This window comes from Aeromonas sp. FDAARGOS 1404, assembly GCF_019047085.1.
Classification (GTDB): Bacteria; Pseudomonadota; Gammaproteobacteria; order Enterobacterales; family Aeromonadaceae; genus Aeromonas; species Aeromonas veronii.
Genome location: NZ_CP077237.1, coordinates 725,394 through 749,299, shown reverse-complemented (window position 1 = coordinate 749,299; position 23,906 = coordinate 725,394). Strand labels below are relative to the sequence as shown.

Sequence of the window (23,906 nt, the reverse complement as noted above, 5' to 3'; positions counted from 1 at the left end):
TTTCAAAAAGGAGTTATAATGATTTATTTCGCAATACCTTTACGAGCTAAAGCTACGACCGATGACTGGGATACTGTTTGCAGTCGTTTAGAGTCAACAATAAAGTCAATTAAAGATAATGGCGGAGAAACCAATATTTTTATTGCTGGCCATGATAAACCTGCTTTTTTAGAAAATACTAATGACGCTACTTTTCTTAAAGTTTCACTTTCTATCCCCGTTGATAAATCGGGCTATATGAGTGATAAAGAATCAAAGAAAAACGTTGCAAGAAGACATATACTTAAGATTGCATCACCAAATGATTTATTTATGTTCATTGATGCTGATGATATCATAAGCAAAAATTATTATTCAGAGATCATGACTCGTTTCAGCAACAACCCTGATGTTGATGATATCGCATTTTACTCTGGCTTTGTATACGATTTAAGTCGAGAGAAGCTAGCTTACCTAGATGGTAAACGCAAAGTTTTTTACCGTAACTGTGGAAGCTGTTTTGTATCTAAAATCAGTCATCATGATATTTCAGAGCCAGAAGAGAAAAACACATTTCTATATTTATTAAAAGATCACACAAAATATCCAGAACATTCTATACGTTTTGGACGGTCTGTTTTAGCCTTGTTTTCACCAATAGTTTGTTACGTTGTTAATCATGGTTCTAATGATGCAGCGGAAAGAGTTGGAACCGATGCAATATCTCGATTTGTTGACGACTTTGAATGTCACGAAGAGGAACTGTGTGAGTATTTCCATAACAGTTTCAGTCCATCTTTATTTTCAAAATTAATATGATAAAAAAAGCTGTTTTCCCTGTTGCGGGTATGGGTACCCGCTTCCTGCCCGCCACCAAGGCATGTCCGAAAGAGATGCTGCCAGTGGTCGACAAGCCGCTGATCCAGTATGCAGTTGAGGAAGCCATTGCCGCAGGTATTACCGACCTGATCTTTGTTACATCATGGACCAAGCGTGCCATCGAAGATCACTTTGATAGCAACTTCGAGCTTGAATACAAGCTCGAGCAAGCCGGTAAGAAGGCGTTGCTCGATGCCGTCAAGAATATCATTCCTGCCGGCGTCAACAGCTTCTATGTTCGTCAAACCGAAGCCCTGGGGCTGGGCCACGCCGTACTGTGTGCCAAGCAGATCGTCGGTAACGAGCCGTTTGCCGTGTTGCTGGCAGATGACATGATCCACTGCGACAAGACCCCTTGCCTCGACACCATGATTGACCTCGCCAGCGAGAGCCATTGTTCGGTCGTAGCTGTGGAAGCCGTTCCGATGGAAAAAGTCAGCCAGTATGGCGTCATTGCGCCACAAGCGGTGAGCGAACGCCTGTATAAGCTCAATGGCGTCGTGGAGAAACCGCCCCGTGAGGAGGCGCCATCCAACCTATCCATCGTTGGCCGATATGTACTGCAGCCACGCATTTTCGAGCTACTTGAGCAGACCCAACGCGGAGCTGGTGGCGAGATCCAGTTGACCGATGCCATTGCCGATTTGCTCAAGGAGCAAGAGGTCATGGCTTACGAGTTTGACGGTATCCGCTACGACTGCGGCAGCAAACTGGGCCATATGAAAGCCAACATTGAATATGGCCTGCGCCATCCCGAGTTGTCGGACACGCTGCGAGCCTATCTCGAAGAACTGCTGGCACACTGAGCGTAGGGCCCATGTCGCGAGATCTCAGTGTTATTACACCGTTCCACTTTCAGCAAAGTGGGCGGGGTAGTCTGGATTCTGCGATGAAGAGACTGGAGGCATGCCTCCAGTCTCTTCATATCGCAGGCGATCTGGATATTTTGATTCCGACCAACCAACGCAATCTGCTAACAGAGCGGCTTGATGCCAGGATCTTGGAAGACTCACAACCTTTCCCTATCTACTCGCCAGGGCTGGCGCGCAGTCATGGTATTGAGCACAGTGTCGCACACACGCTCTTTATCATGGATGCGGATCTCCTTTGCTCCCCGCAACTGGCAAAGCAACTTCCTGACCGCTGCCGACTGTATGCTCATACAGGGCAACCCTCTTTTGAGATGTACCCCTGTCTCTACCTGACCAAGGAAGAGACGGAGCGCTTTGACGGGGATTTTCAGGGCTGCCTGGAATCCTTCTTGCGTGGTGAAAGTCATAGGGTGGAGGGGATTGCCCTGGCCAGCAGCTGCTTGCTGATCAATCGCGAGTGGTTTTTGCAGCTGGGGGGCTTTGACGAGCAGTTTGTCGGCCATGGCGGCGAAGATCTCGAACTGATTGACAGGCTCACCCGTCATTACCCCATTGGGCCGAGACCGGATGACTATGCCCTCAATATCAAGGCACAACATCCGGGGGATTATCAGGGTTTTCGCCGCTATTTCAGCTATTACGCATTGCCTCACCTCTTTGCTGGCCGGTTTCTGGTTCACCAGTGGCATCCGCGCCCACTGACTCACCCTTACCATAAGCGGCGGGCTAACAATGATCAGTTGCTTGAGCAGATGCTGGCTCGCAGTGAAGCAGAGCGAGGCCCGTTGAAAGGGCCCGCGGTGCCCTGTAACGACCTTGGCGGGGAGCTGCCGGATTTTCGCGAGTGGATGATCCGCTTGCAGGAGGAGGCTGGCTATCCGGTGAGCGAATATCCGGGTCTGCTGCGCTGGCAAGAGGGGGGGCAGCGCAAGCGACCGCTGTGGCGCAAGCTGCGCAAGCTCTATCTCAATCCTCGGGCTTTTTTTGCTGATATGCGTTGAGCCGACTCTTCATCACTATTCAACATTCAGAGGCTGTTCGCCTCGTCAGCTTGGACCTCCCATGAAACCTGTTCTTGTTGTGAATCTGATAGCGACCTACCCAACCGGTCGCCACCCTGAAAGCTGTGCCCGCTCTTCGTGGCGAGTGGCCGCAGCTCGGGTGCCTGATATTGATACCGTGGTCGGTGTCTATCAGGGCATGGTGGTAGCGGTGATCCGCGGCTGCTCTCTGGTGCCGAGTACGCCCGAGGTGGTGGGGGATGATTGGGATGAGGGTTGCCGGGGGCGCTACTACGCCTTGGGTGGCGAGGCTTTTACCGATCGGGATGTGTCTGTCTGGTCACTGACACGCTGCCCACAGTTGCTGGCACCCTTGTCGAGCGTACAAGGGATCCGTTATCTCTCGCGCGAGGAGTTCGACAGGATCCCGATGGGAAATGTGCAGTTGAAGTGACCCGGATTGGCAATCCCCCTGGCATTGGCTTTAACCGATAGTTTTAAACCTTCCCTCTTTTATCCCCCTTACTGACATCCGAGATTTTTCATGACTCTATGGACACAATCCAGCGGCATTCTGGCGCGCAGGCGGCAGATCTCTGCCTGTCTCGGCCAGCCATTGGCCCGACTTGAGCTCTCCTCTGAGTGCGTGCCACAAGCGGGCGATGTGCTGGTCGGCTGGGGCCAGAAGGCCAATACCGCAGAGATAAAACAGCAAGCGCAGGCGCTGGGGTTGCCCTACTGGCAGCTGGAGGATGGCTTTATCGGTTATATCGGCCACCCCGCCAGGGGGGGCAAGGCGGTGTCGCTGATCGCTGACCCTGTCGGTATCTATTACGATGCCCGCCAGCCGAGTTGGCTTGAGCAGCTGATCGCCACCCCTTGTGATGTCGAGATGCTGGCGCGCGCCGAGCGGCTGATCGGAGAGCTGGTGCGCCTTGGCATTACCAAATACAACTGTTATGCCACGCGGCCCGATGCGCTTGCTACCCAGGCGCCGTATGGTGAAGAGCAGGGGTTGCCTGTCTCTTTGGCTGAGGGGTTGCTGCAAGATGGCAGGCCAAGGGTATTGCTGGTCGATCAGGTGGCGGGGGATCTCTCCATCCCGGGGGCGTTGGCTTGTAATGCCGATTTTCTGGCGATGGTGGCCGCCGCTCGGCGCAATCATCCCGGTGCCCGTCTGCTGCTGCGCACCCATCCTGATACGCGTATGGGTAAAAAGATCGGCGTGCTGGCGCGATTGGCGCAAAAACTCCCTGAGCTGGCAGATCTGGAGATAGTGAGCGAGCCCTGTCATCCCCATCTCCTGCTCAAGAGGGTGGATGCGGTCTATACCGTCTCTTCGCAACTGGGGTTCGAGGCGTTGCTGTTTGGCAAGCCGGTCCACTGCTTTGGCATGCCTTTCTACGCTGGTTGGGGATTGACTCATGACAGCAAGCTCTGCATGCGGCGTGTTCTGGCAAGGGCCGATGAGGCGGTTTCGCTGCCACAACTGGTAGCGGCGGCGCTTATTCGTTATCCCCGTTATTGTGATCCTGTGCTGGGAGAGTGTTGCGAAGTCGAGGATGTCGTCGAGCTGCTGGCCCGCCAGCAGATGGCGCCAGCGCGTTGGCGGCGACTTTATCTGGTGGGCTTTTCGCTCTGGAAGCGCGCCTTTATGCGCACCTTTTGTGCCCATCTGGCCGATGAGCTGCGGTTTGTCAGGCGCCCACCCGGACGGTTGACCGGTGATGAACAGGTGCTGGTATGGGGTAGCCGTTATCCCGAACTGGTCTCGGCCATCCGGGTCGAGGATGGTTTTATCCGCTCGAGTGGCCTTGGCTCCAATCTCTGTAGGCCGTCGTCACTCTCTATCGATCCGGTCGGGATCTACTTCGACAGTCGCCGCCCCAGTGCGCTTGAGCAGCTGCTCAATTACGAGTCAATCGACGAGGCGCTGTTGGCTCGGGGCAACAGGCTGCTGGCGTTGCTGCGCCGATCCCGGGTCAGCAAATACAACGTGGGGACGAGCATGCCATTCCTGCCGCCACAAGATGGCCGCGAGTTGGTGCTGGTGGTGGGGCAGGTTGATGGCGATGCCTCCATTCTCTGCGGCAGCCCGGTGATCCGTAGTAACGAGCAGTTGCTGTGGGCGGTGCGAGCCGCCAAACCGCAGGCGCATATTCTGTTCAAGCCCCACCCGGATGTGGTGTGTGGCAACCGGGAAGGGACCATCTCGGCAAGTTGCCTGGCCGAATGTGTTGATAGTCAGGTGATCCAGTGCGATCTCGCCTCCCTCTATCCCCATATCGACGAGCTGCACACCATGACCTCACTCAGTGGCTTCGAGGCGCTGGTGCAGGGGGTCAAGGTCACAACCTGGGGGCAACCCTTTTACAGCGGTTGGGGCCTGACCCACGACATCCATCCGCCTGCCAGACGCGAGCGTCCCTTGCCGTTGGCGGCATTGGTTTGTCTGACCCTTGCCGCTTATCCCCGTTATATCGATTGGCAATCAGGCTTGTGGTGCAGCCCCGAACAGTTGATCCGCAAACTGGCGGCACACAAGCCGCCCCTCGCCATGACCGGTGCGAGCCGTTGGCGACGCTGGCACCTCAAGCTCCGTTTTCTGGTTGATACCCTCAAACCCACTCGCTCTCTGTTCTCCTGATGGATCCTCATTGTATGAATGTGTTGTTGTTACAGGGGCCGCTTGGCCCCTTTTATCAAACCCTGAGTCAACATCTGGTACGGGCTGGCCATCAGGTGGTGAAGATCAACTTCAACGGTGGCGACGAGTGCTGGCCCTGTGCCGGGATCTCTATCAGTTATCACGGTGAGCCAGATGGCTGGAATACGTTTCTGCGGCGGATGTTGAAGGAATATTCAATCAATACAGTGCTTTGTTACGGCGATTGTCGTTATTACCACAAGGTGGCGAGTCAGGTGTGTGAGCTCAAGGGATTGTCATTTTGGGCACTGGAGGAGGGGTATCTGCGTCCCGATTTTGTGACCCTTGAGCCGGGCGGCGTCAATGCGTTCAGCCCCTGGTATGAAGAGCGCGCCAGATTGCCGCGAGTAGACTGGCCCGCCGAGTTTATTGCACCTCTCAAGGTGGGCAAGACTTTTGCGGCAAGAGCCTGGTATGCCAGCCGCTATCACATCAGCAAAGCAATCAAGCGGTCACGTTATCCCCATTATGTCGATCACCGTCCCTGGACGCTCTGGCAGGAGGCGAGGGGGTGGTTGAGAAGCGGGTGGATCAAATATGGTCATCGGCATCGCGATCGGGCGCTACTCAATCGTCTCAAGGAACATGCTGGACAGATCTTCCTGGTGCCGCTGCAGGTGAGTGAAGATTTTCAAATAAGAGAGCACTCCGAGTTTGGTGACCTGGAGGAGATGATCTCAGAGGTGGTCAGTTCGTTTGCCCACTACGCCAATTCGGATGATGTGCTGCTGTTCAAACATCACCCCATGGATCGGGGGTATGTCAGCTACCGTGACTGTATCGATCGGCTTGTTGTCGAGCATGGCTTGGTGGGGCGGGTCTTTTATGGTTACGAATTACCGCTCCCGGTCCTGTACCCACTGCTCAAGGGGGTGGTCACCATTAATAGCACGGTTGGGCTGTCAGCCCTGCTGCATCTGGTACCCACCATCTGTTTGGGTCGAGCGCTCTATGACATCACCGGGTTGACTACCAGTGGCTCTCTTTCCTCTTTCTGGCAACGCCAGAGCCGGGTCTGTGAAGTGACCTTTCAGCGAGCCAGAAATTCCCTGCTGCATTTGACCCAGCTTAATGCCAGCTTCTATCGCCATTTTGATATGGGAGCCAAGGCGGTGATGGCAAGGATGCGGCTTGCCGAAACGGCGGTCACTCATGAAGCTGCGTTGCACAGAGAGCCAACTCGTTCACGTGGAGCATAGATAAGCAGGGAAATAGATCACCAGAGCCATTCCCCCATAGGGACTACGATATTTTCAACCCACGAATTTCATTCTCTTTCGTAAAAAAATAAATAACCATCAAGGATGCTGATATGAAAACCAAGCCATATATGTTGGCCATTCCGCTATTGTGCTTGCCTGTCGTTTCGAGTGCCGCGGATGATTTTTCAATTTTAATTCATGGCGCAGCAATTCATAGTGATTGCACCAAAGGAAAGGGAAAGAAAAGCAAGAGTTGTGAGTTTAATAATTTCAATCCGGGATTAGGGTTGGCCTGGGCTTTTTGGGGCGATAACGACACTGGCAAGCTGGCGGTGCGCGGAGGGGCATATAAGGACTCTTTCAGCGAGACGGCTTTATACGGTGCGCTCTCATATCGCAAGGAGTGGTATTTTACCGAGCATGCCTTTGCTGGCCTGGGGTTTCAGGCCGGTTATCTCAATGGTTCTGGCCTGGATGGCTTTGCTGCCTTGCCGATGGTGACGCTGGGCTACAAGTCAGTGGCGTTGGAAGTGGGATATGCGCCAAAACTTGATTTTGCATTGGGTAGCAAGCATGTTGCCGTGACGACATTCTCTTTACGCTGGAACTTGTGATTATAAAACATCATTAATGATTGGGTTATATGTCGGCGTTCAGATTTGACATGCGTATAGTGATTTAAAACTATGTAAAGTGCATTGCGAATGTCTTTATGGATGCATATCTAATAAGATTTGTATTTTTAGGTGCAATGAAATAACAAGGGTTGCTGGCCATATATAAAGAATAATCCTTAAGCGTTCTGGTCATTAATTTACGGTTAATGACTATAAAAATATAACCATGGCTGGCCAAGCTATTAGCTTCACCGATGAATTCCTTGTCCTCGAATTTGATACAGTGGCGAGTTGTCTTTCTGTCCATACCAAGCCCAACCTGTTTAGCAGGTTGGGCTTTTTCTTTTGGTGATGTGCAGAAGGACTATCCGGCCGCCTGTGTATCTGTGGTCATCGAGCCGGGTTAATGCTGTTGGATGCTCGCCGTGCCTGCCAAGAGTGCAGGCGCTGCTGCGTCCCGATGATGAAGACAAAAAAGACCGGTACGAAGAAGATGGCCAGCAGGGTGCCGCTGATCATGCCGCCAAACACGCCGGTGCCGATGGCGTGCTGGGTCTCCGCGCTGGCGCCACTGGCGAGCATCAAGGGCACCACCCCGAGGGTGAAGGCCAGCGAGGTCATCAGAATGGGGCGCAGGCGCAGGCGGGCAGCAGTGACAGCCGCATCAAGCAGCGAGCGCCCTTCACTGTGCAACTGGCGCGCAAACTCCACGATGAGGATGGCATTCTTGGCCGACAGACCGATGATGGTGATCATGCCTACTTTAAAGAAGACGTCGTTGGGCATGCCGCGCAGCATCACGGCCGCGACGGCACCGAGCAGGCCCAGCGGCACCACCAACATCACGGAGAGCGGGATCGACCAGCTTTCATAGAGTGCCGCCAGCACCAGGAAGACCACCAGCGCCGACAACAGCATCAGCAGGGGGGCCTGCTCGGCTGACTGGCGCTCTTGCAACGACTGTCCCGTCCAGGCCAATGCGAAGCCTGGCGGCAATTGCGCCACCAGACGCTCCATCTCCGCCATCGCCGCTCCGCTGGAGATGCCGGGCGCTGCCCCCCCGGCAATACGCACGGCAGGGAAGCCATCGAAGCGCATCATCTGTTGCGGCGATTCGCGCCATTCCGGTGTCACCACCTCCCGCAAGGGGACCATGCCGCCGCTGGCATTGCGCACCCGCAGACCGAGCACGTCATCGAGCTGCATGCGCGCCGACGCGTCGGCCTGCAGAATGACCTGCTGCATGTGCCCGCCGTTGGGGAAGTCGTTGACGTAGAGCGACCCCATTGCGGCCGACAGGGTACTGCTTACGCTGGCGAACGAGAGTCCCATGGCTTCGGCCTTCTGTCGGTTGATCTCGAGGTGAATGCTCTCGCCGGGAGGCAGATTGTCGGGATACACATCACTGACTACCTGGCTGTTGGCGGCTAGTTCCAGCAGTTGGGCCTGGGCGGTCAGCAGCGCGGCTTCCCCCCGATTGGCCCTGTCTTGCAGGAACAGGGTGAAGCCGGAGGCGGTGCCCAGCTCGTCGATGGCGGGCGGCAGCAGACTCATTACCGTGCCTTCAGGAATATTTGCCATGGCTGCTTGGGCCAGATCTGCCTCTTCGGCTGCCGTGGCGCCATGACGCTGATCCCAATCTTTGAGCATGGTGAAGGCCATGGCGGCATTGGGACCTGCGCCGGAGAAGCTGAAGCCCTGCACCACCAGGTTGGTGTCCAGCGCCTCGCGAGAGGCGACGTGAGCTTCGAAGGCCTTGACCACCTCAAGAGTACGCTCGCTGGTGGCGCCGGTTGGCAACTGGATGGAGGTCATGAAGTAGCCCTGATCCTCGTCCGGCAGGAAAGAGGAGGGCAGCTGGGCGGCGGCGATGGCTAGCACGGCGCAGAGGGCGGCAAAGGTTGCCATCATCCGTCCGCTGCGCCCGACCAGCCGGGTTACCCGCGCACCGTAGCCTGCCGTGAACCGCTCGAAACCCCGGTTGAAGGCACCGAAAAAACCGTGCTTCTCATGATGATCCGGACTGACCGGACGCAGCAAGGTGGCGCAGAGCGCAGGCGTCAGGGTCAGGGCGAGGAAGGCCGAAATGAGGATCGACACCGCCATCGACAGGGTGAACTGCTGGTAGATGACCCCCACCGAGCCGCTGCCAAACGCCATGGGGAGGAACACTGCCGTGAGCACCAGGGTGATACCGATCACCGCCCCGGTGATCTCCTTCATGGCTTGCGACGTCGCCTCTCGGGGCGACAGCCCCCGGGTGGCCATCAGGCGCTCGACGTTCTCCACCACCACGATGGCGTCGTCGACTATGATGCCGATGGCCAGCACCATGCCGAACATGGTGAGGGAGTTGATCGAAAAACCGGCCAGCAGCATCACCGCGAAGGTGCCAAGCAGAGCGATGGGGGCGACGATGGCCGGGATCAGGGTGTAGCGCAGGTTCTGCAGGAAGAGAAACATCACCAGAAACACCAGCACCATGGCTTCCAGCAGAGTGTGGATCACCTTTTCGATGGAGACCTTGACGAAAGGGGCCGAGTCAAAGGGGATCGAATAGGCCATGCCCGCCGGCAGGGTGGGGGCGAGCTGGGCGAGACGAGTACGTACCGCATCGGCGGTACGCACGGCGTTGGCGCCGGGGGAGAGCTGGATGGCGGCGCTGGTGGCGGCCACGCCATTCTCCCGGTTGGAAAAGGCGTAGGATTGCGCCCCCAGCTCGACCCGGGCGACATCACCCAGCACCAGCTTGGCGCCATCACCACCAGCTCGCAGCACGATGGCGGCGAACGCCTCGGGGGTTGTCAGCTGCCCTTGAACCGTGAGGGGTACCGTCAGGCGCTGGCCAGGCAGGGCGGGCTCGTCACCGAGACGTCCCGGTGCAATCTGGATGTTCTGCTGCTCGATGGCCTGTGCCACCTCGCTGATGGTCAGCCCGTAGGCGGCGAGTTTGGCCGGATCTACCCAGATGCGCATGGCCTGCTCGGCGCCGAACAGCTGCACTCGTCCTACCCCGTCGATGCGGCGCAGCTCCTGCACAATATTGCGTGCCATGTAGTCGTTGAGGGCAACTTCATCGAAGCGGCCATCCGGTGAGGTCATGCCGACCATCATCAGAAAGCCGGATGAGGCTGACTCTACCTGCAGGCCGGTTTGCCGCACTGCTTGCGGTAAACGGGGTTCGACCGCCTTGATGCGGTTTTGCACGTCCATCTGGGCCAGCTCCGGATCGGTGCCCGGCTTGAAGGTGGCAGTGATCTGCGCGCTGCCCGAGGCGTCCACAGAGGACTCGAAGTAGAGCAGGTTCTTCACTCCCGACAGCTCGCGCTCGATCAGGCTCACCACCGCATCATTCAGTGTCTGCGGCGTGGCGCCCGGATAGGTGGCATAGAGGGTCACCGACACCGGCGCCACCGAGGGATAGCGGGAGATGGGGAGCTTGGGGATGGCAATGACCCCTGCCAGCACGATGAACAGGGCGATCACCCAGGCAAACACCGGGCGATGGATAAAAAACTGCGGCATGGATAACTCTCCGATTCAGCGAATGCCGCTGTCAGCCGGTTGGCTGACAGCGGGTGGTTGCGAGGGGGAAGCTGTGACCTGAACCCCCGGGGTCAGACGGTCGATCCCTTCGATCACCACCTGTTGCCCGGCACTGAGCCCGGACGCGATGCGGTACTGGCTATTCACCAGTTCAGCGGTGTTGACCGGAACCAGCTGTGCCAGCCCCTGGCCATCCACCACCCACACGCTGGTCTGACCCGAGGTGCGAACTACCGCCTGCTGGGGCACGGTCAGGGCGTTGGCATAGCGGGCTCGGGGAATGCGCGCCTGCACGTAGAGACCGGGCAACAGCCGCCTCTCGGGATTGTCCACCAGCACTCGCAGCAGCACGTCACCGGTCCCGGCATCGACCTCTATGCCGGAGAAGAGGATGCGCCCCTGCATGCCCAGCGGTGTGCCATTGCTGCCGAGGATCTCCACCGCCAGTTCCGGTGCCGTTGAGCCAGCCTGCTGGCGCAGGGATTCCAGCACCGAGGCCGGTTGACGCACATCGACGTAGACCTGATCAATCTGCTGGATCCGGGCCATGGGGGTGGCATCGGTGGGCGACACCAGGGCCCCTTCACTCACCAGCGCCTGATCGATGCGCCCGGCGATGGGGGCCTCCACGCTGGCAAATTGCAGGTTCAGCTGGTGCCGGGCCAGGGTCGCCCTGGCTTGGGCCACATCGGCGGCCGCCTGATCCCGCTGGGAGACCGCATCGTCATAGGTCTGGCGGCTGATGGCGTCGGTGCGCAGCAGCGGCTGCAGGCGCTCAATCTGGATGCGGGCGCGGGCCAGCACGGCCTCGGCCCGTTGCAATGCGGCGGCGGCGCTGTCGACATCGGCCTTGAAGGGGGCCGGGTTTATCTGGAACAGCACAGTGCCAGCGCTGATCTCGGCGCCCTGCTCGAACAGGCGGCGCTGTACGATGCCGCTGATCTGGGCGCGAATGTCGGCGCTGCGCAGTGCCGCTACCCGGGCGGGCAGATCCTCGCTGATGACCAGCTCCCGACCAGTCAGAGTTAGCAGCGACACCTGAGGAGGGGCGGGTGCCTCCTGCTCTTGCGGTGCGGCATCGCAACCCGCCAACCCGAATGCGGCAATGACGGCGAGCAGGGCGCCCGCATACCGCTGTTTTACAAACCTCATCCACTCACCTCGTTAAACCGTCTCTCCGGTGTGATGTGACCGAAGAGTGCATCGAGCGGCCATTATGGCGAGGGGCTATTGCGAATGATTCGAGGCTTTGTGGAGAATCCATGGAGGCGATGATAAAGTTCAACGCCACCTTTTTTCGAGTCCGACTATGTCCCATCTCAATGCTTCCGCCAGCCCGGCGGGCCAGTCACTGGTACTGATTGCAGAGGATGAAGCCGAGATCGCCGACATCCTCGCCGCTTACCTGCAACGTCATGGCTTGCGCTCCCTGCACGCCGCCGATGGCCGTGAAGCGCTGGTCATGCATCAGGCATTCAAACCCGATCTCCTGCTGCTGGATGTGCAGATGCCGCAACTGGATGGCTGGCAGGTGCTCAGCGAGATCCGGGCGCGCGGCGATACGCCGGTGATCATGTTGACCGCCCTCGATCAGGATCTCGACAAGCTGATGGGGCTGCGCATGGGGGCGGATGACTATGTGGTCAAACCCTTCAATCCGGCCGAAGTGGTGGCGCGAGTGCAGGCCGTGCTCAGGCGCACCCGGGCCGTAAAGCCTGCCACGGCGAACGTGTTGCGGGTCGGCCAGTTTCAGATCGATCTGGAGAGCCACGAGGCCAGCATTTTCCGCGATGACCAGCAGCAGGTGCTGGAGCTGACCCTGACCGAGTTCAAGTTGCTCGCCTCTTTGATGCGGGCGCCGAAACGGGTGTTCAGTCGCGCCGAACTGTTGACTCACTGCCTGCCGGAGGGGGATACCCAGGAGCGCACTGTGGATAGCCACATCAGCAAGTTGCGCAAAAAACTGGAGACACACGGCATTCAGGGGGTCCCCGCCAGTGTCTGGGGCGTTGGCTATCGCTTCGGGGGCGATGCATGAAATCGGCGCCCGGCCTTCGCAGGCAGATCATCCGCTCTCTGGGCTTGATGACGCTTGGCATCATCTCCCTCGCGGTGATCGGCACCTATGTGTTTTATGGTATCGCCGTGGCGTTTGTGCCGGGCAGCATCTCCGAGACCTGGGTGCCCTCCAGAGTCGAGATGTTATGGATCGGCTCCACCATTCTCATTGCATTGGGGATGGCGCTGTACGTGGCGGTTCGCCTCTCTCGCCGCATCCTGACTCCCCTCAACTCGGTGGCAACCAGCCTGCGCGAGGTGGCCGAGGGCAAACTCGATGCCCGCGTGCCGGAGGATGAGCAGGCGATCGGGGAGACGGCGCAACTGGTGCGCGACTTCAACGCCATGGCCGAGCGGCTGCAGAGCATGACCCGCGAGCGGGAGTTCTGGAATGCCGCCATCGCCCACGAATTGCGCACTCCGGTGACCATTTTGCGCGGCCGTTTGCAGGGGCTGGCCGAAGGGGTATTTCCTCCCAGCAGCGAACTCTTCGAGGGGTTGCTGCGTCAGGTTGAGGGGCTCAATCACCTGATCGAGGATTTGCGGGTATTGAGCCTCAACGACAGCGGCCATCTGGAGTTGCAGCGGACCGAGGTCAGGCTGGCCGACGAGCTTGCCGTGGTGCTTGAGGCATTTGCCAGCCCTCTGGCGGCGAGCGGATTTGTGTTGCAGCGGGAGCTGGATAGCGAACTTCATGTCTGCTGCGATCTGTTTCGTATCCGTCAGGCCCTGATGGCGCTGTTGGAAAATGCCCAGAAGCACGCGCTGCCGGGCATGCTGACCGTGCGGCTGTATCGCTCGGAGAGTGTGTGCGTCCTGAGTGTGGAAGATGAGGGACCAGGCATCAGCGAGGAGGTCGCCGCCTGTATCTTCGATGCGTTTCGTCGCGTAGATCCGTCACGCTCGCGCAAGAGCGGCGGCAGCGGACTCGGACTCGCCGTGGTCAAGGCGATTGCCGAGGCGCACGGTGGCAGCGCGGTTTGCCAAGCTACCGGACGGGGAGGGAGCAGATTCGTGCTCTCCTGGCCCATCTCGGCCATGTCCGGTTGCCCTGAAACCTAGCCTGCGGGCGGCGGGGTATGGTGAAGCTATACAGCTGCCCGCACAGGGGGGCGACAAGCGACGTCATAGGGTTTTCTACCGCTTGTGCCGGGTGAGCAGGAGGGGTTGGGACATGGCTCATTTGGCGCGAAATCATGATTTTTTGCCGCTAAAAATTGAAACCGTTTTCAGAAATCCTTTTCAACTGTGATCCGCTTCAAAGCTTTTTCGGGCGCCAACCTCTAGCATTGGCTCCACGAATTAGGGGCTAGCGCTCCCGATTTTCCCGCTGTGGGAGGTAACCGGATGATCCGGCTATTTCCTTCGTTACTTTCGACGGTCATCATGGATGGCCGTTTTTTTTTGAGTTATTTCACGGTAAAGGGTCGAGCCGCTGGCGCTTTACCGTTAAAATTCCGCTTTTGCACTTGCCCGTGAGTCTTGATGTCTGCGTCCACCCTCTCTTCGGATAGTTATGCCCTGCTCGCCACCCTGCAATTGCAGCGCGTTGCCAGTACCCGTTTGCTGCAAGAACAACTGGCGATAGGCCATGCCCTGATCGATAAACTGACCCGACTGCAGGATGCTGGGCTGGTCAGATTGCGCGGTGAGCAGCAGTGGAGCCTGACCGCCGAGGGGACGCTGGCGCTGATCCTGGGAGTGCGTGCCGGTCTCTGCCCGGCGCCGGACTGGAGCCGGCTGCCCTCATTGACCGGACAGGATCTTACCCATGCGGTGGTGCGCGAGCTCTGCCGCGGCAAGGCGGGGGAGATCCCCACCTATTTCTCGGCCAGCGATCTGCTGACCCTGCTCGATACCCCGGACGCTCACCAGTTGCTGGCGGGCTCCAGCCCCGCCTGGCAGCAAATGTTGCTGGAGCACTTCTCGCTGCAACTCTTGCTTGATGCCCCCTATGAAGAGCGCTGGCCGCTGGCCAATGCGCTGGTGCGCTGCGCCCCCGAGGTGCAGGCCCGGGCCAAAGCGTTCGAGGCGGAGTGGCGCTGGCTCTGCGGGGATGGCGAGAGCACATCGCCAACCGGCGAGGACAAGGATGCCGCCCCCGGCTGGCCAGCCCTGCAGGCGTTGGCCCAGCAGAGCCAGAGCGGCCCGCTTGGCGAGCGACTGCTCACCGCGCTGGGCCAGTGGCAGGCAACCGATGAGGGCGAGGCGGGCCAATGGCCCCGTTCATTCAGCGCCCTGCTCTGGCTTGGCTGGTTGCAGCAGGCAGACCCTGTCATCGCCAGCGAACAGCGCAAGAAGTGGCAGCGCAGTCTGACTGGCCAGTTCCCCCTGCTTGCCGACTTGCTCAGCCAGTGGGCGGGCGATCGCCACGGTCAGGCGGTCGGCCTGTTCGATACCCTGCAGCTGCCGGTGGAGGAGCTCCACTGGGGCTATCTCTGGCTCGATCTCTGCGCGCTGGCCCGTCACGGTGCCCAGAGCCCGCAGGTGGCCATGTTGCACAAGTGGGATCTCTCCCATCTGCTCGATGCCGAGCCCCATCATCGCCTGATGGCCTTTTGTCAGGATCTGCTGCGCATCTTGTTGGGCGAGGCGGCCAAAGGGGCGCCCTTGTGCCAACTGCGCGGCAGTGAGGAGAGTGCGCAAGAGGGCAGTGACGAGCAGGATGATGACGGGGACGAGGATAAAACCGCGGCCTCTGCCAGCTGGCTCAACTGGTTGCAGGGGCTGGGGCGCGCCAGTGGCGTACGCAAGCCGCAGGAGCGGTTGGTGTGGCTGCTCCATGCCGAGGGTCCCGAGCTGGAGTGCAAGATCCAGAAACTGAGCACCAAGGGGGAGTGGACCGCCGGTCGCCGGGTCGATCCGGCCCTGCTCTCCACCCAGTATGCCGCCATGCTCGACGAGCATGACTGGGCACTGGTTCGCACCCTGCCACGGGTGATGGGACGACTGCCGCGGGATGTCTGGGCGCCGCTGGCCGATCACCCCCGCTTGTTCAACGCCAAGGGGCAGAAGCTGCAACTGGCCATCAGCGCCCCCCTGCTGCAGGTAGTTGCCACCGAACAGGGGATGAGCGCGCAGCTCTGCCCCGATGCGGCCGCTCGCGGGGCCCATATCATGCCGCTGGCACAGGATCTGTGGCAGCTGATCCTCACCCCGCAGCCGCTGCTCGACCGCTTGCCTGCGCTCGAATCCATCCCGCTGCTGCCCGCCGAGGGGCTGGCCGAGCTGCAACGCACCCTGGACGCCATTCCCGAGTTGCCCTGGCACAGTCAGGTTGCGGGGCTGAGCGGCAACGCCGAACTGGCTCCCTGGCCGGGCATTCCTTCGGTGCAACTGGATTGGCAGGATGGTCAGCTGTCGGTCAAGCTGGTGACCCGCTTTGAGGATCTGCCGCCCCAGCCCCTTGGCAAGGGGGAGGCGATCGTGCGGCAGGGGATCAAGGCGTACCACTACTGGCAGCGGGATCTCGGGGCCGAGAAGCTGCAGGCCCAGTTGCTGCGCAATCAATTGCCCATCGGCCTGCCCGGCAGCGAGTGGCTGCTGCAGGGGGAACAGGCGCTGGCGCTGGTCAATGCCCTGCCCGAGCTGGTGGACGCCGGTGTGGTCATTCACTGGCATCAGGACAGTGCCCGCCTCAAGAGCCTTGATGAAGCGGCCCTGAGCCTGCGTATCGAGCGGCGGCAGGACTGGTTCCAGGTCGAAGGGGCACTGGCGCTCGATGAGCACCAGATCCTCGATCTGCGCCTTATTCTGCGCCAGATGACCCCGGGGCAGCGCACCGTTCAGCTCGACGAGAAGACCAGTCTGATGCTGAGCGACAAGCTGGTGGAACGACTCACCATGCTGGGGGCCATGCTCGATGAAGAGCAGCGGATCAATAACAAGCTGGCCTATCCGCTCACTCGCCTGCTCTCGGTCATTACCACCGAAGGGGATGCGGCGTGGCAATCCCTTCAGCAGGAGTGGCAGCAGGAGGTCGAGTGCCCGGACGAGCTGCTCACCTCCCTGCGGGACTATCAGAAAGAGGGGGTGCGCTGGATGGCGACCCTGGCCCATCACGGTTTTGGTGCCTGTCTGGCCGATGACATGGGTCTGGGCAAGACGCTGCAGGCGCTGATTGTGTTGCGCATGCGCCAGCACCTTGGCCCTGCGCTGGTGGTGGTGCCCAAGTCAGTGGTCACCAACTGGCAGGAGGAGGTGACCCGCTTCGCCCCCGAACTGGATGTGGTGGTGTTCGAGAACCCGACCGAGCGGGAGGGGATCATTCGCGAGGCCAAGGCCGGTCAGGTGATCCTCATCAACTACGGCATGCTCGGCAGTCTGGCGGAGGCGCTCAAGTCCCGCCGCTGGTCCTCCATGGTGCTCGATGAGGCGCAGCAGATCAAAAACGCCGGCACCCAGCGCGCCAAGCTGCTGTTCCAGCTCGATGGCGATTTTCGCCTCGCCCTCTCCGGCACCCCCATCGAAAACCATCTGGGGGAGCTGTGGAGCCTTTTTACCTTTATCAACCCGGGGCTGCTCGGCAGCCTTGGCGAGTTCAAGCGTCGCTTTGGCAAGGCGGTCAAGGATCCCCAGCACATGGCGCTGCTGCGGGCGGTGATCAGCCCCTTTATCCTGCGTCGTCTCAAGCAGCAGGTGCTGACCGAGCTGCCGGACAAGACCGAGATCATTCACCACATCAGCCTCTCCCCTGAGGAACGTCAGCTCTACGAGGCGACCCGGCGGGAAGTGGTGCAGCAGGTGCAAAGCGCCGATGGCCGCGCCCTGATGCATGTGCTGAGTGGCCTGACCCGGCTTCGCCGCCTCTGCTGCTCACCGGAGCTGGTGATGCCCGAGTGGTCGCAAACCAGCAGCAAGCTGGACGAGGCGATGGCGCTGCTGGAGGAGGCTATTGACGGTGGTCATCGGGTGCTGGTGTTCAGCCAGTTCGTCGATCTGCTGAGTCTGTTGCGGGCCCGCATCGAGCAGAAGTCCTGGGACTACTGCTATCTGGATGGGGGCTGCTCCGCCAAGTCCCGTCAGGACTCCATCCTGCGTTTTCGTCATGAGGAGGTGCCGCTGTTTCTCATCAGCCTCAAGGCGGGGGGCACCGGCCTCAACCTCACCCAGGCCGATACCGTGCTGCACCTCGATCCCTGGTGGAACCCGGCGGTGGAAGATCAGGCGAGCGATCGGGCGCACCGGATGGGCCAGACCCAGCCGGTGACAGTGTACCGGCTGGTGTGCGAGCAGACGGTGGAGGAGAAGATCGTCGCTCTGCACGACGAGAAGCGGGCGCTGGCCGATGGTCTGCTGAGCGGCCAGTCGGAAGTGCGCGGGCTGGATGTGGAGAGCTTGCGGGCCCTGCTGATGGGCTGATTGGCGACGCCGCCTTACATACCGTCTATCGATACAGAAAAGGGGAGAACATCCAGGATGTTCTCCCCTTTTCTCGTTTGGGACGCAGATGTGGGATACTCGTTTATCGCGGCAAGGCGGCCCAGCTATTCCTGATCCAGTCACCCCTGATAGAGATAGAGGTGTAGCCGCTCGATGATGGGCTCGCCGCCAATCTTGCGATCTCGCCGCGCCTGTCGGCTCTTGGGGGGATAGTTGCCCAGATGGGTGACCGCGGGCGGGGTATCCGAGCAGAGCAGCAGAGGCAGGCTCGCCTTGATCTGCTGCTTGCGCGGGGTGCGCTCCAGCCAGAGCAGGTTGATCATCGGGTGAGTCTTGACCGGGCGGCGGATCCGCAGCTCGGCATCGGCGGGCAGACGGCGAATGTCGTACACCTCCTGATCCACCATCTTGCTCCACTCCTCGTTGTTGGAGAGGGCCGGTATATAGCGGCGGCTGCGCTCCAGCATCTCAAGCACCTGTTCGCGACTGAGGCGATTGATGGTCTGCTTGTCAGCCCAGGTAAAGCCGAGGGATTGCAGCTCCCCCGCCAACAGGGTCAGCTTGCGGTAGACCTGCAGGGTGATCACCCCAGGCAGGGCGGTATGTACCAGCTCGAACTTCTCGTCCCGTCCCCCCGCCTGCTGCACCAGCGCTTTGAAATCGAGCTTGCGCTGATTGATCTCCTCAACCAGCGGCTGGATCAACGGAGCGGCGGCGGCAGGAAAGCGCAACCAGCCGGGCAGCCGATGAGTTGCCTTGGTGGAGCAGCCGGGGCGGGCGCTGTGGTCCTGATAGGCGGCGAGGGTGGCTGCCAGCGCGGCTTCACCGTTGAGATAGCCCACCTCAATTTGCTCGATCGGGTCGTGTTCTTCCCCCTGTGCAACCGGGGGGAGGGGATAGACATGAGCCTCCTGCAGGTCGAGCTGGCAAAGCAGATCGGCCAGCTGGTTGAGAGAGGCTTCAATGGCGGCCATCTGTTGACGCAGGGCGGCGGTCGGGGTAAAGGTATCCATCGATGATCCTGTGGTCTGACCCGCTGTTGACGACATCAGGTATGACATCGCTGCGGGTAGCAAAACTACTGTATAAATAAACATACCAGCATGCGGTTGGAGTGCCAAGAGGCACTTTGAGGAGGGGGCAATGTGCGCCTCTGAATGGGGATGTGGTGATGGTTTTATTTATGTTTCATGGTGTTAAATAAAGATCGCCACAAGATCATTAAATTAACAATCACGTGTAACTCCGCTGTTGCCAGCTGTTCACACCCTGTCCATCCCTGCATATGTAAAGCAGTAAAATGCATATATAGATGGGTGCCATGCAGCACAATATGCTGTGCGACTCTGCTGGCCAACCGTAAAAATAATTATTTGTTTAAAATCAAAGGATTAAAATTAAATCCTGCCGTTTTTAGACATTAGATTTACTAATGTAACGTATCAAAATTCGTCAATTGAGTCGGTCTGACTCCCTGACTAAGCTTTGCGCATCAAATAAAGCCCAGTGCGTAAACAAATATTCAGAGGAGCCACATCATGGCCAACATGACTTATACCGAAGCCGGTTACCAGCATTCCAGCCAATTGAATCTGGTTGCTCGCGTTAAAATGACCGTTCTGACCTGGCTGGAGCGCAGCCGTAGCCGTCGCCAGCTCTCCGAGCTGCCCGAGTACCTGCTCAAAGACATCGGCCTGAACGAAGCTGACCGTTATCAAGAGACCACCAAGCCGTTCTGGCGTGGTTGATCAGCCGGGCATGGATGCCTCGTTTTTCTGATGATCCGTTTTCTGCTTTGCCCCTGTGGCGCCCAGCCATCAGGCGGGTAATAGTCTGTTTTATCTCCCCCCGTTTTCCCCCTGTTGTGCGTTGATCCTCTTTCCTCTTCTCCTTATTTCACATTGCTATAGCACCTCGCTGTCGTCGCTCGATTGTTATCACAATTGTGTTGTTAATGTTTGAATTTGTTTAAAAAACGATTTTAAGCCGCGATGCCTTGCGTATAATCCGGCCATAGTGTTCCAGCGCAAGAGGGTGAGACGGATGATTCCCCAGCACGATTTTTTGGCCATGACCCGCAGCCACGAGTGGCAGCTCGATCCCTTTGATTTTGCGCTGCCGGATGGCACGCAAGTCAGCGTCTGGGATACGGGCGTGCTCTGTCTGGAGCCTGCCAATGGCGCGGGCGGCCAGCCGGGAGGACGCAAGGATATCGTCCTCTCCTGCGGTATTCACGGCAACGAGACCGCTCCCATCGAGATCTGCAACCAGCTGCTGAGTCGTCTGCTCTCAGGCGAGCTGAGCGCCCGTCATCGGGTGCTGTTCCTGTTTGGCAATCCGGCGGCGATGAATCTGGGGCTGCGGGAGGTGGAGGAGAACATGAACCGGCTCTTCTCCGGAGCACACAGCAAGGGGGAGGGGCTCTGCAATCGGGAGCGGATCCGCGCCATGCGCCTCGAGCAGTATGTGAGCCGCTTCTTTGCCGATCCGGCCCGCCCCCGCTACCATTACGACCTGCACACCGCCATTCGCGGCTCGCGCCACGAGAAGTTTGCCGTCTACCCCTTTCCCCATGAGCGGCCCCACTGCCGCGAGCAGGTGCAGTTCCTCGGCGCCTGCGGGGTGCGTACCATTCTGCTCTCCGCCAGCCCGACCACGACCTTCAGCTACTACAGCTCCCGCCAGCATGGTGCCCACGCCTTTACGGTGGAGTTGGGCAAGGTGCGCCCGTTTGGCGAGAACGATATGACCCGCTTTATCGAAACCCGCCAAGCGCTGCAGGAGCTGGTCACTCAGGATGAGGTGGCGCTGGAGCCGTGGCGGGCGGATGATTTCACCCTGTTTGCCATCGATCGGGTGATCACCAAAAAATCGGCGGACTTTCGCTTCCTGTTCGCCAGCGATGTGGACAACTTCACCGAATTCCCCCAAGGGTTCGTGCTGGCCGAGGATGGTGAGCTGCGTTACACAGTCGAGAAGCCGCGTGAGGCGGTGGTCTTCCCCAATGCCAATGTGGCGATCGGTCAGCGCACCGTGCTGATGGTGGTGCCGACAAGGCTCTGGGAATAGCGCTTGTGCACTTTGTTATGAGGTTCATGAGGCTTTCTGATATGGCTCTGAGCCTCGTTGTCATTCAGATAAAGTGCAGCGTGGCAGGCATAAAAATGGGGCCAGTCAGATGACTGGCCCCATTTTTTATCGGGTTCAAGCGGTGAGGCTTAGCTGTTGTTCTTCACAAACAGGGTCAGCTCCTGACCGGGCTTGAGGTAATCCCCTTTATCCAGCTGATTCCAGCGCATCACATCATTGATGGCCACCTGGAAGCGAGCCGCGATGGAGGAGATGGAGTCGCCACGGCGAACCTGATACACCATCGATTTGTCGCTCTTCTTCCCTTGCTTGGGATAGACCACCAGCTTCATGCCTGGTTTGAGCGCCGACTTGGCATTCAGACCATTCCACCTGGCGAGCTCTTCGTGGGAGACGCCGTGTGCCTGGCTGATGCTCCACAGGTTGTCACCCGAGCGCACCTTGTAACTGACTTTGGCCTTCTGGCTGCTGCCACGGCTTGCCAGCTGTTGCGGTTTGCTGGCGGAGCTGGCCTTGTTGCTGACCTGACCGTGGGTCGGGATCACCAGTTGCTGACCGCGACGCAGGTTGTTGCTGCGCAGATTGTTGGCCAGCTTCAGCTCGTTCACGCTGACGCCATGATTCTGGGCGATGCGCGACAGGGTATCGCCACTGGTGACCTGATAGGAGCGGGTACGAATACGCTCGCTCTTGGGCAGATCTGCCAGTGCCAGCTCCAAGGTATCGGCATACTCTACCGGTACCAGCAGGCGGTAAGGGCCACGGGGCGACATCACGCCACGGCTCAGGGCCGGATTGACCTCCTTGAGCTGTGACGTGCGCAGACCGGCCAGTTGGGCGGCCACATTCAGATCGATCTGGCTGCCGGTCTCCACCACTCGCAGCTTCGGCTCGTTGGCGAGCACCGGCAACTGGATATTGTACTTGTCCGCATTGCTGATCATGTCAGCCATGGCGAGGATCTTGGGCACATACATCCGGGTTTCGCGGGGCAGGTCGAGCGACCAGTAGTCGGTCGGCTTGCCGGCACGCTGGTTACGCTGGATGGCGTTGCGAACCCGTCCTTCACCGGCATTGTAGGCGGCCAGCGTTTGCAGCCAGTCACCATCAAAGAAGCGGTTCAGGTATTCCAGATAGTCGAGCGCCGCATTGGTGGAGGCCAGCACATCGCGCCGTCCGTCATACCAGTTGTCGTGGCGCAGACCGAAGTTCTTGCCGGTGGCGGGCACAAACTGCCACAAACCGACGGCATTGCTGCGGGATCGGGCATGCGGATCAAACATGCTCTCGATCATCGGGACAGTAATAAGCTCCATTGGCAGCTCACGCCGTTCAATCTCCTCTACCATCAGATAGAGGTAGGGTTCAGCCCGGCTGGCAATGGTCGCCAGATGCTTATCATTGCGCAACAGCCACTCACGTTGTTGGCGGATGCGCGCATTGTCCGGAGTTTCCAGTTGCATATCATCGCTGATACGCACCCACAGATTGTCCGTATCTTCCATTTCGTCCAGCTGTTCATCGCCAAACAGGAAATGGGAAGAGTGTTTTTTATGCGCTTTTTTCTTGACCTGGGGGGACTTGATCGGCTCGATTGCCGTTAGCGCCCGGTCATCCTGATGGCTCAGGTTTTGGCAGCCGCTGAGCAACAGCGCTGCCAATAAGGCCGTTCGTACCTTCATCTCGTTCCGGTCATTTTTAGGAAAAACAGCTCGCATCATAAGGGGCAATGGCCCCCTGATCAAGGTTTGTTCAAAAAACGTCCTTCCACTGACGCAGGATGGTGAAGGTATCTACCGGATTTTCCACGCATTTTATCCCATGTTTTTCAGCAGAAAATTTCACTGAATCCTGTTCGCATCGCAGAAAAATGTTGAAAGTGCGTTCGTCACCCAGCCGGGTTGGCAGGCTTGGCAGCCCTTGTTGCCGCAGTTTGCTGATCAGCCCGATCTGGCGGCGGATCGCCGGGTTGTCCGGTTCGACCGCATAGGCAAAACGCAGGTTGGAGAGGGTGTACTCGTGGGCACAATAAATGAGTGTCTCATCGGGCAGGGCGGCGAGTCGTTGCAGCGAGTGGTACATCTGCTCCGGCGTCCCTTCAAACAGGCGGCCACAACCGGCCGAGAAGAGGGTATCGCCACAAAAGAGCATGCCGTTGCCGTGGTAGGCGATGTGGCCGCGAGTGTGCCCGGGCACATGGATCACCTCGAGGGCGAGGCCGTGCCAGTTGATCTGATCGCCATCTTCCAGCCACTGACCGTGGTGATCCGGCATCGGGTCAAGTTTGGGGCCATAGAGTCGGGCGTGGGGGAAGTGGGCAAGCAGGTCGGTGACGCCCCCGACATGGTCGTGATGGTGATGGGTCAGCAGGATTGCATCGAGCACCAGCCCCAATGCCTCGAGCCGCTCCAGCACGGGGGCGGCATCGCCCGGATCGACCACCAGACAGTGATTTTCGTGACGGATCAACCAGATGTAGTTGTCATTAAAGGCTGGAACTGTGATCACTGGATACATGAGTCTGCTTCTCTTTAGGGAGGGTATCTTATATAACAGGATGGCGTTCGAAACCC

17 protein-coding genes are annotated in these 23,906 nt (G+C 58.9%); 12 read left to right on the top strand and 5 right to left on the bottom strand.

Annotated elements, in window-relative coordinates; all coding sequences use genetic code 11:
- The first annotated feature begins 18 nt into the window (after positions 1-18).
- From I6L34_RS03285 to I6L34_RS03255, 7 genes are all read left to right on the top strand, one after another.
- A complete protein-coding gene (locus I6L34_RS03285) occupies positions 19-798 on the top strand; it encodes a glycosyltransferase family A protein (RefSeq protein WP_216955644.1) in 780 nt (259 codons plus the stop codon).
- Between the two features lie 29 nt (positions 799-827).
- Positions 828-1,664: a UTP--glucose-1-phosphate uridylyltransferase GalU gene (galU, locus tag I6L34_RS03280; RefSeq protein WP_302054758.1), complete on the top strand. Its 837-nt coding sequence runs from the start codon at positions 828-830 to the stop codon at positions 1,662-1,664.
- 251 nt (positions 1,665-1,915) lie between these two features.
- Positions 1,916-2,731, top strand: coding sequence for a galactosyltransferase-related protein (locus tag I6L34_RS03275; protein WP_254202962.1), 816 nt, complete (start codon positions 1,916-1,918; stop codon positions 2,729-2,731).
- Positions 2,732-2,891: 160 nt separating this feature from the next.
- Positions 2,892-3,185, top strand: a complete 294-nt coding sequence (locus I6L34_RS03270) for a hypothetical protein (RefSeq protein ID WP_152564621.1) — start codon at positions 2,892-2,894, stop codon at positions 3,183-3,185.
- A gap of 90 nt (positions 3,186-3,275) precedes the next feature.
- Positions 3,276-5,378, top strand: coding sequence for a capsular polysaccharide biosynthesis protein (locus tag I6L34_RS03265; RefSeq protein WP_216955642.1), 2,103 nt, complete (start codon positions 3,276-3,278; stop codon positions 5,376-5,378).
- 14 nt (positions 5,379-5,392) lie between these two features.
- Positions 5,393-6,637, top strand: coding sequence for a capsule biosynthesis protein (locus tag I6L34_RS03260; RefSeq protein ID WP_216955641.1), 1,245 nt, complete (start codon positions 5,393-5,395; stop codon positions 6,635-6,637).
- Positions 6,638-6,750: 113 nt separating this feature from the next.
- Complete coding sequence (locus I6L34_RS03255) at positions 6,751-7,254, top strand: hypothetical protein (protein WP_139460329.1); 504 nt, start codon at positions 6,751-6,753, stop codon at positions 7,252-7,254.
- Positions 7,255-7,647: 393 nt separating this feature from the next.
- Here I6L34_RS03255 and I6L34_RS03250 read toward each other — a convergent pair whose 3' ends face one another.
- Positions 7,648-10,782 carry an efflux RND transporter permease subunit gene (locus tag I6L34_RS03250; RefSeq protein WP_216955640.1) on the bottom strand — a complete coding sequence of 1,045 codons (3,135 nt, stop codon included), beginning with the start codon at positions 10,780-10,782 and terminating at the stop codon, positions 7,648-7,650.
- 15 nt (positions 10,783-10,797) lie between these two features.
- Positions 10,798-11,955 (bottom strand): efflux RND transporter periplasmic adaptor subunit, encoded by a 1,158-nt coding sequence (locus tag I6L34_RS03245; protein ID WP_216955639.1) that lies wholly within the window; start codon positions 11,953-11,955, stop codon positions 10,798-10,800.
- Between the two features lie 157 nt (positions 11,956-12,112).
- Here I6L34_RS03245 and I6L34_RS03240 point away from each other — a divergent pair, with 157 nt between their 5' ends.
- From I6L34_RS03240 to I6L34_RS03230, 3 genes are all read left to right on the top strand, one after another.
- Entirely contained in the window at positions 12,113-12,841 is a 729-nt protein-coding gene (locus tag I6L34_RS03240; protein ID WP_139428363.1) for a response regulator, read from the top strand.
- The gene (locus I6L34_RS03235) at positions 12,838-13,923 is read left to right on the top strand and encodes an ATP-binding protein (RefSeq protein ID WP_216955638.1); all 1,086 of its coding nucleotides are present in this window, start codon (positions 12,838-12,840) and stop codon (positions 13,921-13,923) included. The genes I6L34_RS03240 and I6L34_RS03235 overlap by 4 nt, the downstream gene beginning before the upstream one ends.
- A gap of 423 nt (positions 13,924-14,346) precedes the next feature.
- Positions 14,347-18,222: a DEAD/DEAH box helicase gene (locus I6L34_RS03230; RefSeq protein ID WP_216955637.1), complete on the top strand. Its 3,876-nt coding sequence runs from the start codon at positions 14,347-14,349 to the stop codon at positions 18,220-18,222.
- Between the two features lie 140 nt (positions 18,223-18,362).
- On the opposite strand, the gene I6L34_RS03225 is transcribed toward I6L34_RS03230, so the two are convergent.
- Positions 18,363-19,256, bottom strand: coding sequence for a DNA replication terminus site-binding protein (locus I6L34_RS03225; protein WP_213388934.1), 894 nt, complete (start codon positions 19,254-19,256; stop codon positions 18,363-18,365).
- Between the two features lie 525 nt (positions 19,257-19,781).
- Between I6L34_RS03225 and I6L34_RS03220 the strand changes: the two genes are divergently transcribed.
- Both I6L34_RS03220 and astE read left to right on the top strand, forming a co-directional pair.
- Entirely contained in the window at positions 19,782-19,991 is a 210-nt protein-coding gene (locus I6L34_RS03220) for a DUF1127 domain-containing protein (RefSeq protein ID WP_113739172.1), read from the top strand.
- Positions 19,992-20,286: 295 nt separating this feature from the next.
- Complete coding sequence (gene astE, locus I6L34_RS03215) at positions 20,287-21,312, top strand: succinylglutamate desuccinylase (RefSeq protein ID WP_216955636.1); 1,026 nt, start codon at positions 20,287-20,289, stop codon at positions 21,310-21,312.
- A gap of 149 nt (positions 21,313-21,461) precedes the next feature.
- Here astE and I6L34_RS03210 read toward each other — a convergent pair whose 3' ends face one another.
- Complete coding sequence (locus tag I6L34_RS03210) at positions 21,462-23,015, bottom strand: LysM peptidoglycan-binding domain-containing protein (RefSeq protein ID WP_216955634.1); 1,554 nt, start codon at positions 23,013-23,015, stop codon at positions 21,462-21,464.
- Positions 23,016-23,085: 70 nt separating this feature from the next.
- Positions 23,086-23,850: a hydroxyacylglutathione hydrolase gene (gene gloB, locus I6L34_RS03205; RefSeq protein ID WP_216955632.1), complete on the bottom strand. Its 765-nt coding sequence runs from the start codon at positions 23,848-23,850 to the stop codon at positions 23,086-23,088.
- Between the last annotated feature and the right edge of the window lie 56 nt (positions 23,851-23,906).

What these genes read in the sequence shown, in the direction of transcription:
- I6L34_RS03285 (WP_216955644.1), top strand. Translation starts at nt 19, where the DNA reads ATGATTTATTTCGCAATACCTTTACGAGCTAAAGCTACGACCGATGAC.
- galU (WP_302054758.1), top strand. Translation starts at nt 828, where the DNA reads ATGGGTACCCGCTTCCTGCCCGCCACCAAGGCATGTCCGAAAGAGATG.
- I6L34_RS03265 (WP_216955642.1), top strand. Translation starts at nt 3,276, where the DNA reads ATGACTCTATGGACACAATCCAGCGGCATTCTGGCGCGCAGGCGGCAG.
- I6L34_RS03260 (WP_216955641.1), top strand. Translation starts at nt 5,393, where the DNA reads ATGAATGTGTTGTTGTTACAGGGGCCGCTTGGCCCCTTTTATCAAACC.
- I6L34_RS03255 (WP_139460329.1), top strand. Translation starts at nt 6,751, where the DNA reads ATGAAAACCAAGCCATATATGTTGGCCATTCCGCTATTGTGCTTGCCT.
- I6L34_RS03250 (WP_216955640.1), bottom strand. Translation starts at nt 10,782, where the DNA reads ATGCCGCAGTTTTTTATCCATCGCCCGGTGTTTGCCTGGGTGATCGCC.
- I6L34_RS03245 (WP_216955639.1), bottom strand. Translation starts at nt 11,955, where the DNA reads ATGAGGTTTGTAAAACAGCGGTATGCGGGCGCCCTGCTCGCCGTCATT.
- I6L34_RS03240 (WP_139428363.1), top strand. Translation starts at nt 12,113, where the DNA reads ATGTCCCATCTCAATGCTTCCGCCAGCCCGGCGGGCCAGTCACTGGTA.
- I6L34_RS03235 (WP_216955638.1), top strand. Translation starts at nt 12,838, where the DNA reads ATGAAATCGGCGCCCGGCCTTCGCAGGCAGATCATCCGCTCTCTGGGC.
- I6L34_RS03230 (WP_216955637.1), top strand. Translation starts at nt 14,347, where the DNA reads ATGTCTGCGTCCACCCTCTCTTCGGATAGTTATGCCCTGCTCGCCACC.
- I6L34_RS03225 (WP_213388934.1), bottom strand. Translation starts at nt 19,256, where the DNA reads ATGGATACCTTTACCCCGACCGCCGCCCTGCGTCAACAGATGGCCGCC.
- I6L34_RS03220 (WP_113739172.1), top strand. Translation starts at nt 19,782, where the DNA reads ATGGCCAACATGACTTATACCGAAGCCGGTTACCAGCATTCCAGCCAA.
- astE (WP_216955636.1), top strand. Translation starts at nt 20,287, where the DNA reads ATGATTCCCCAGCACGATTTTTTGGCCATGACCCGCAGCCACGAGTGG.
- I6L34_RS03210 (WP_216955634.1), bottom strand. Translation starts at nt 23,015, where the DNA reads ATGAAGGTACGAACGGCCTTATTGGCAGCGCTGTTGCTCAGCGGCTGC.
- gloB (WP_216955632.1), bottom strand. Translation starts at nt 23,850, where the DNA reads ATGTATCCAGTGATCACAGTTCCAGCCTTTAATGACAACTACATCTGG.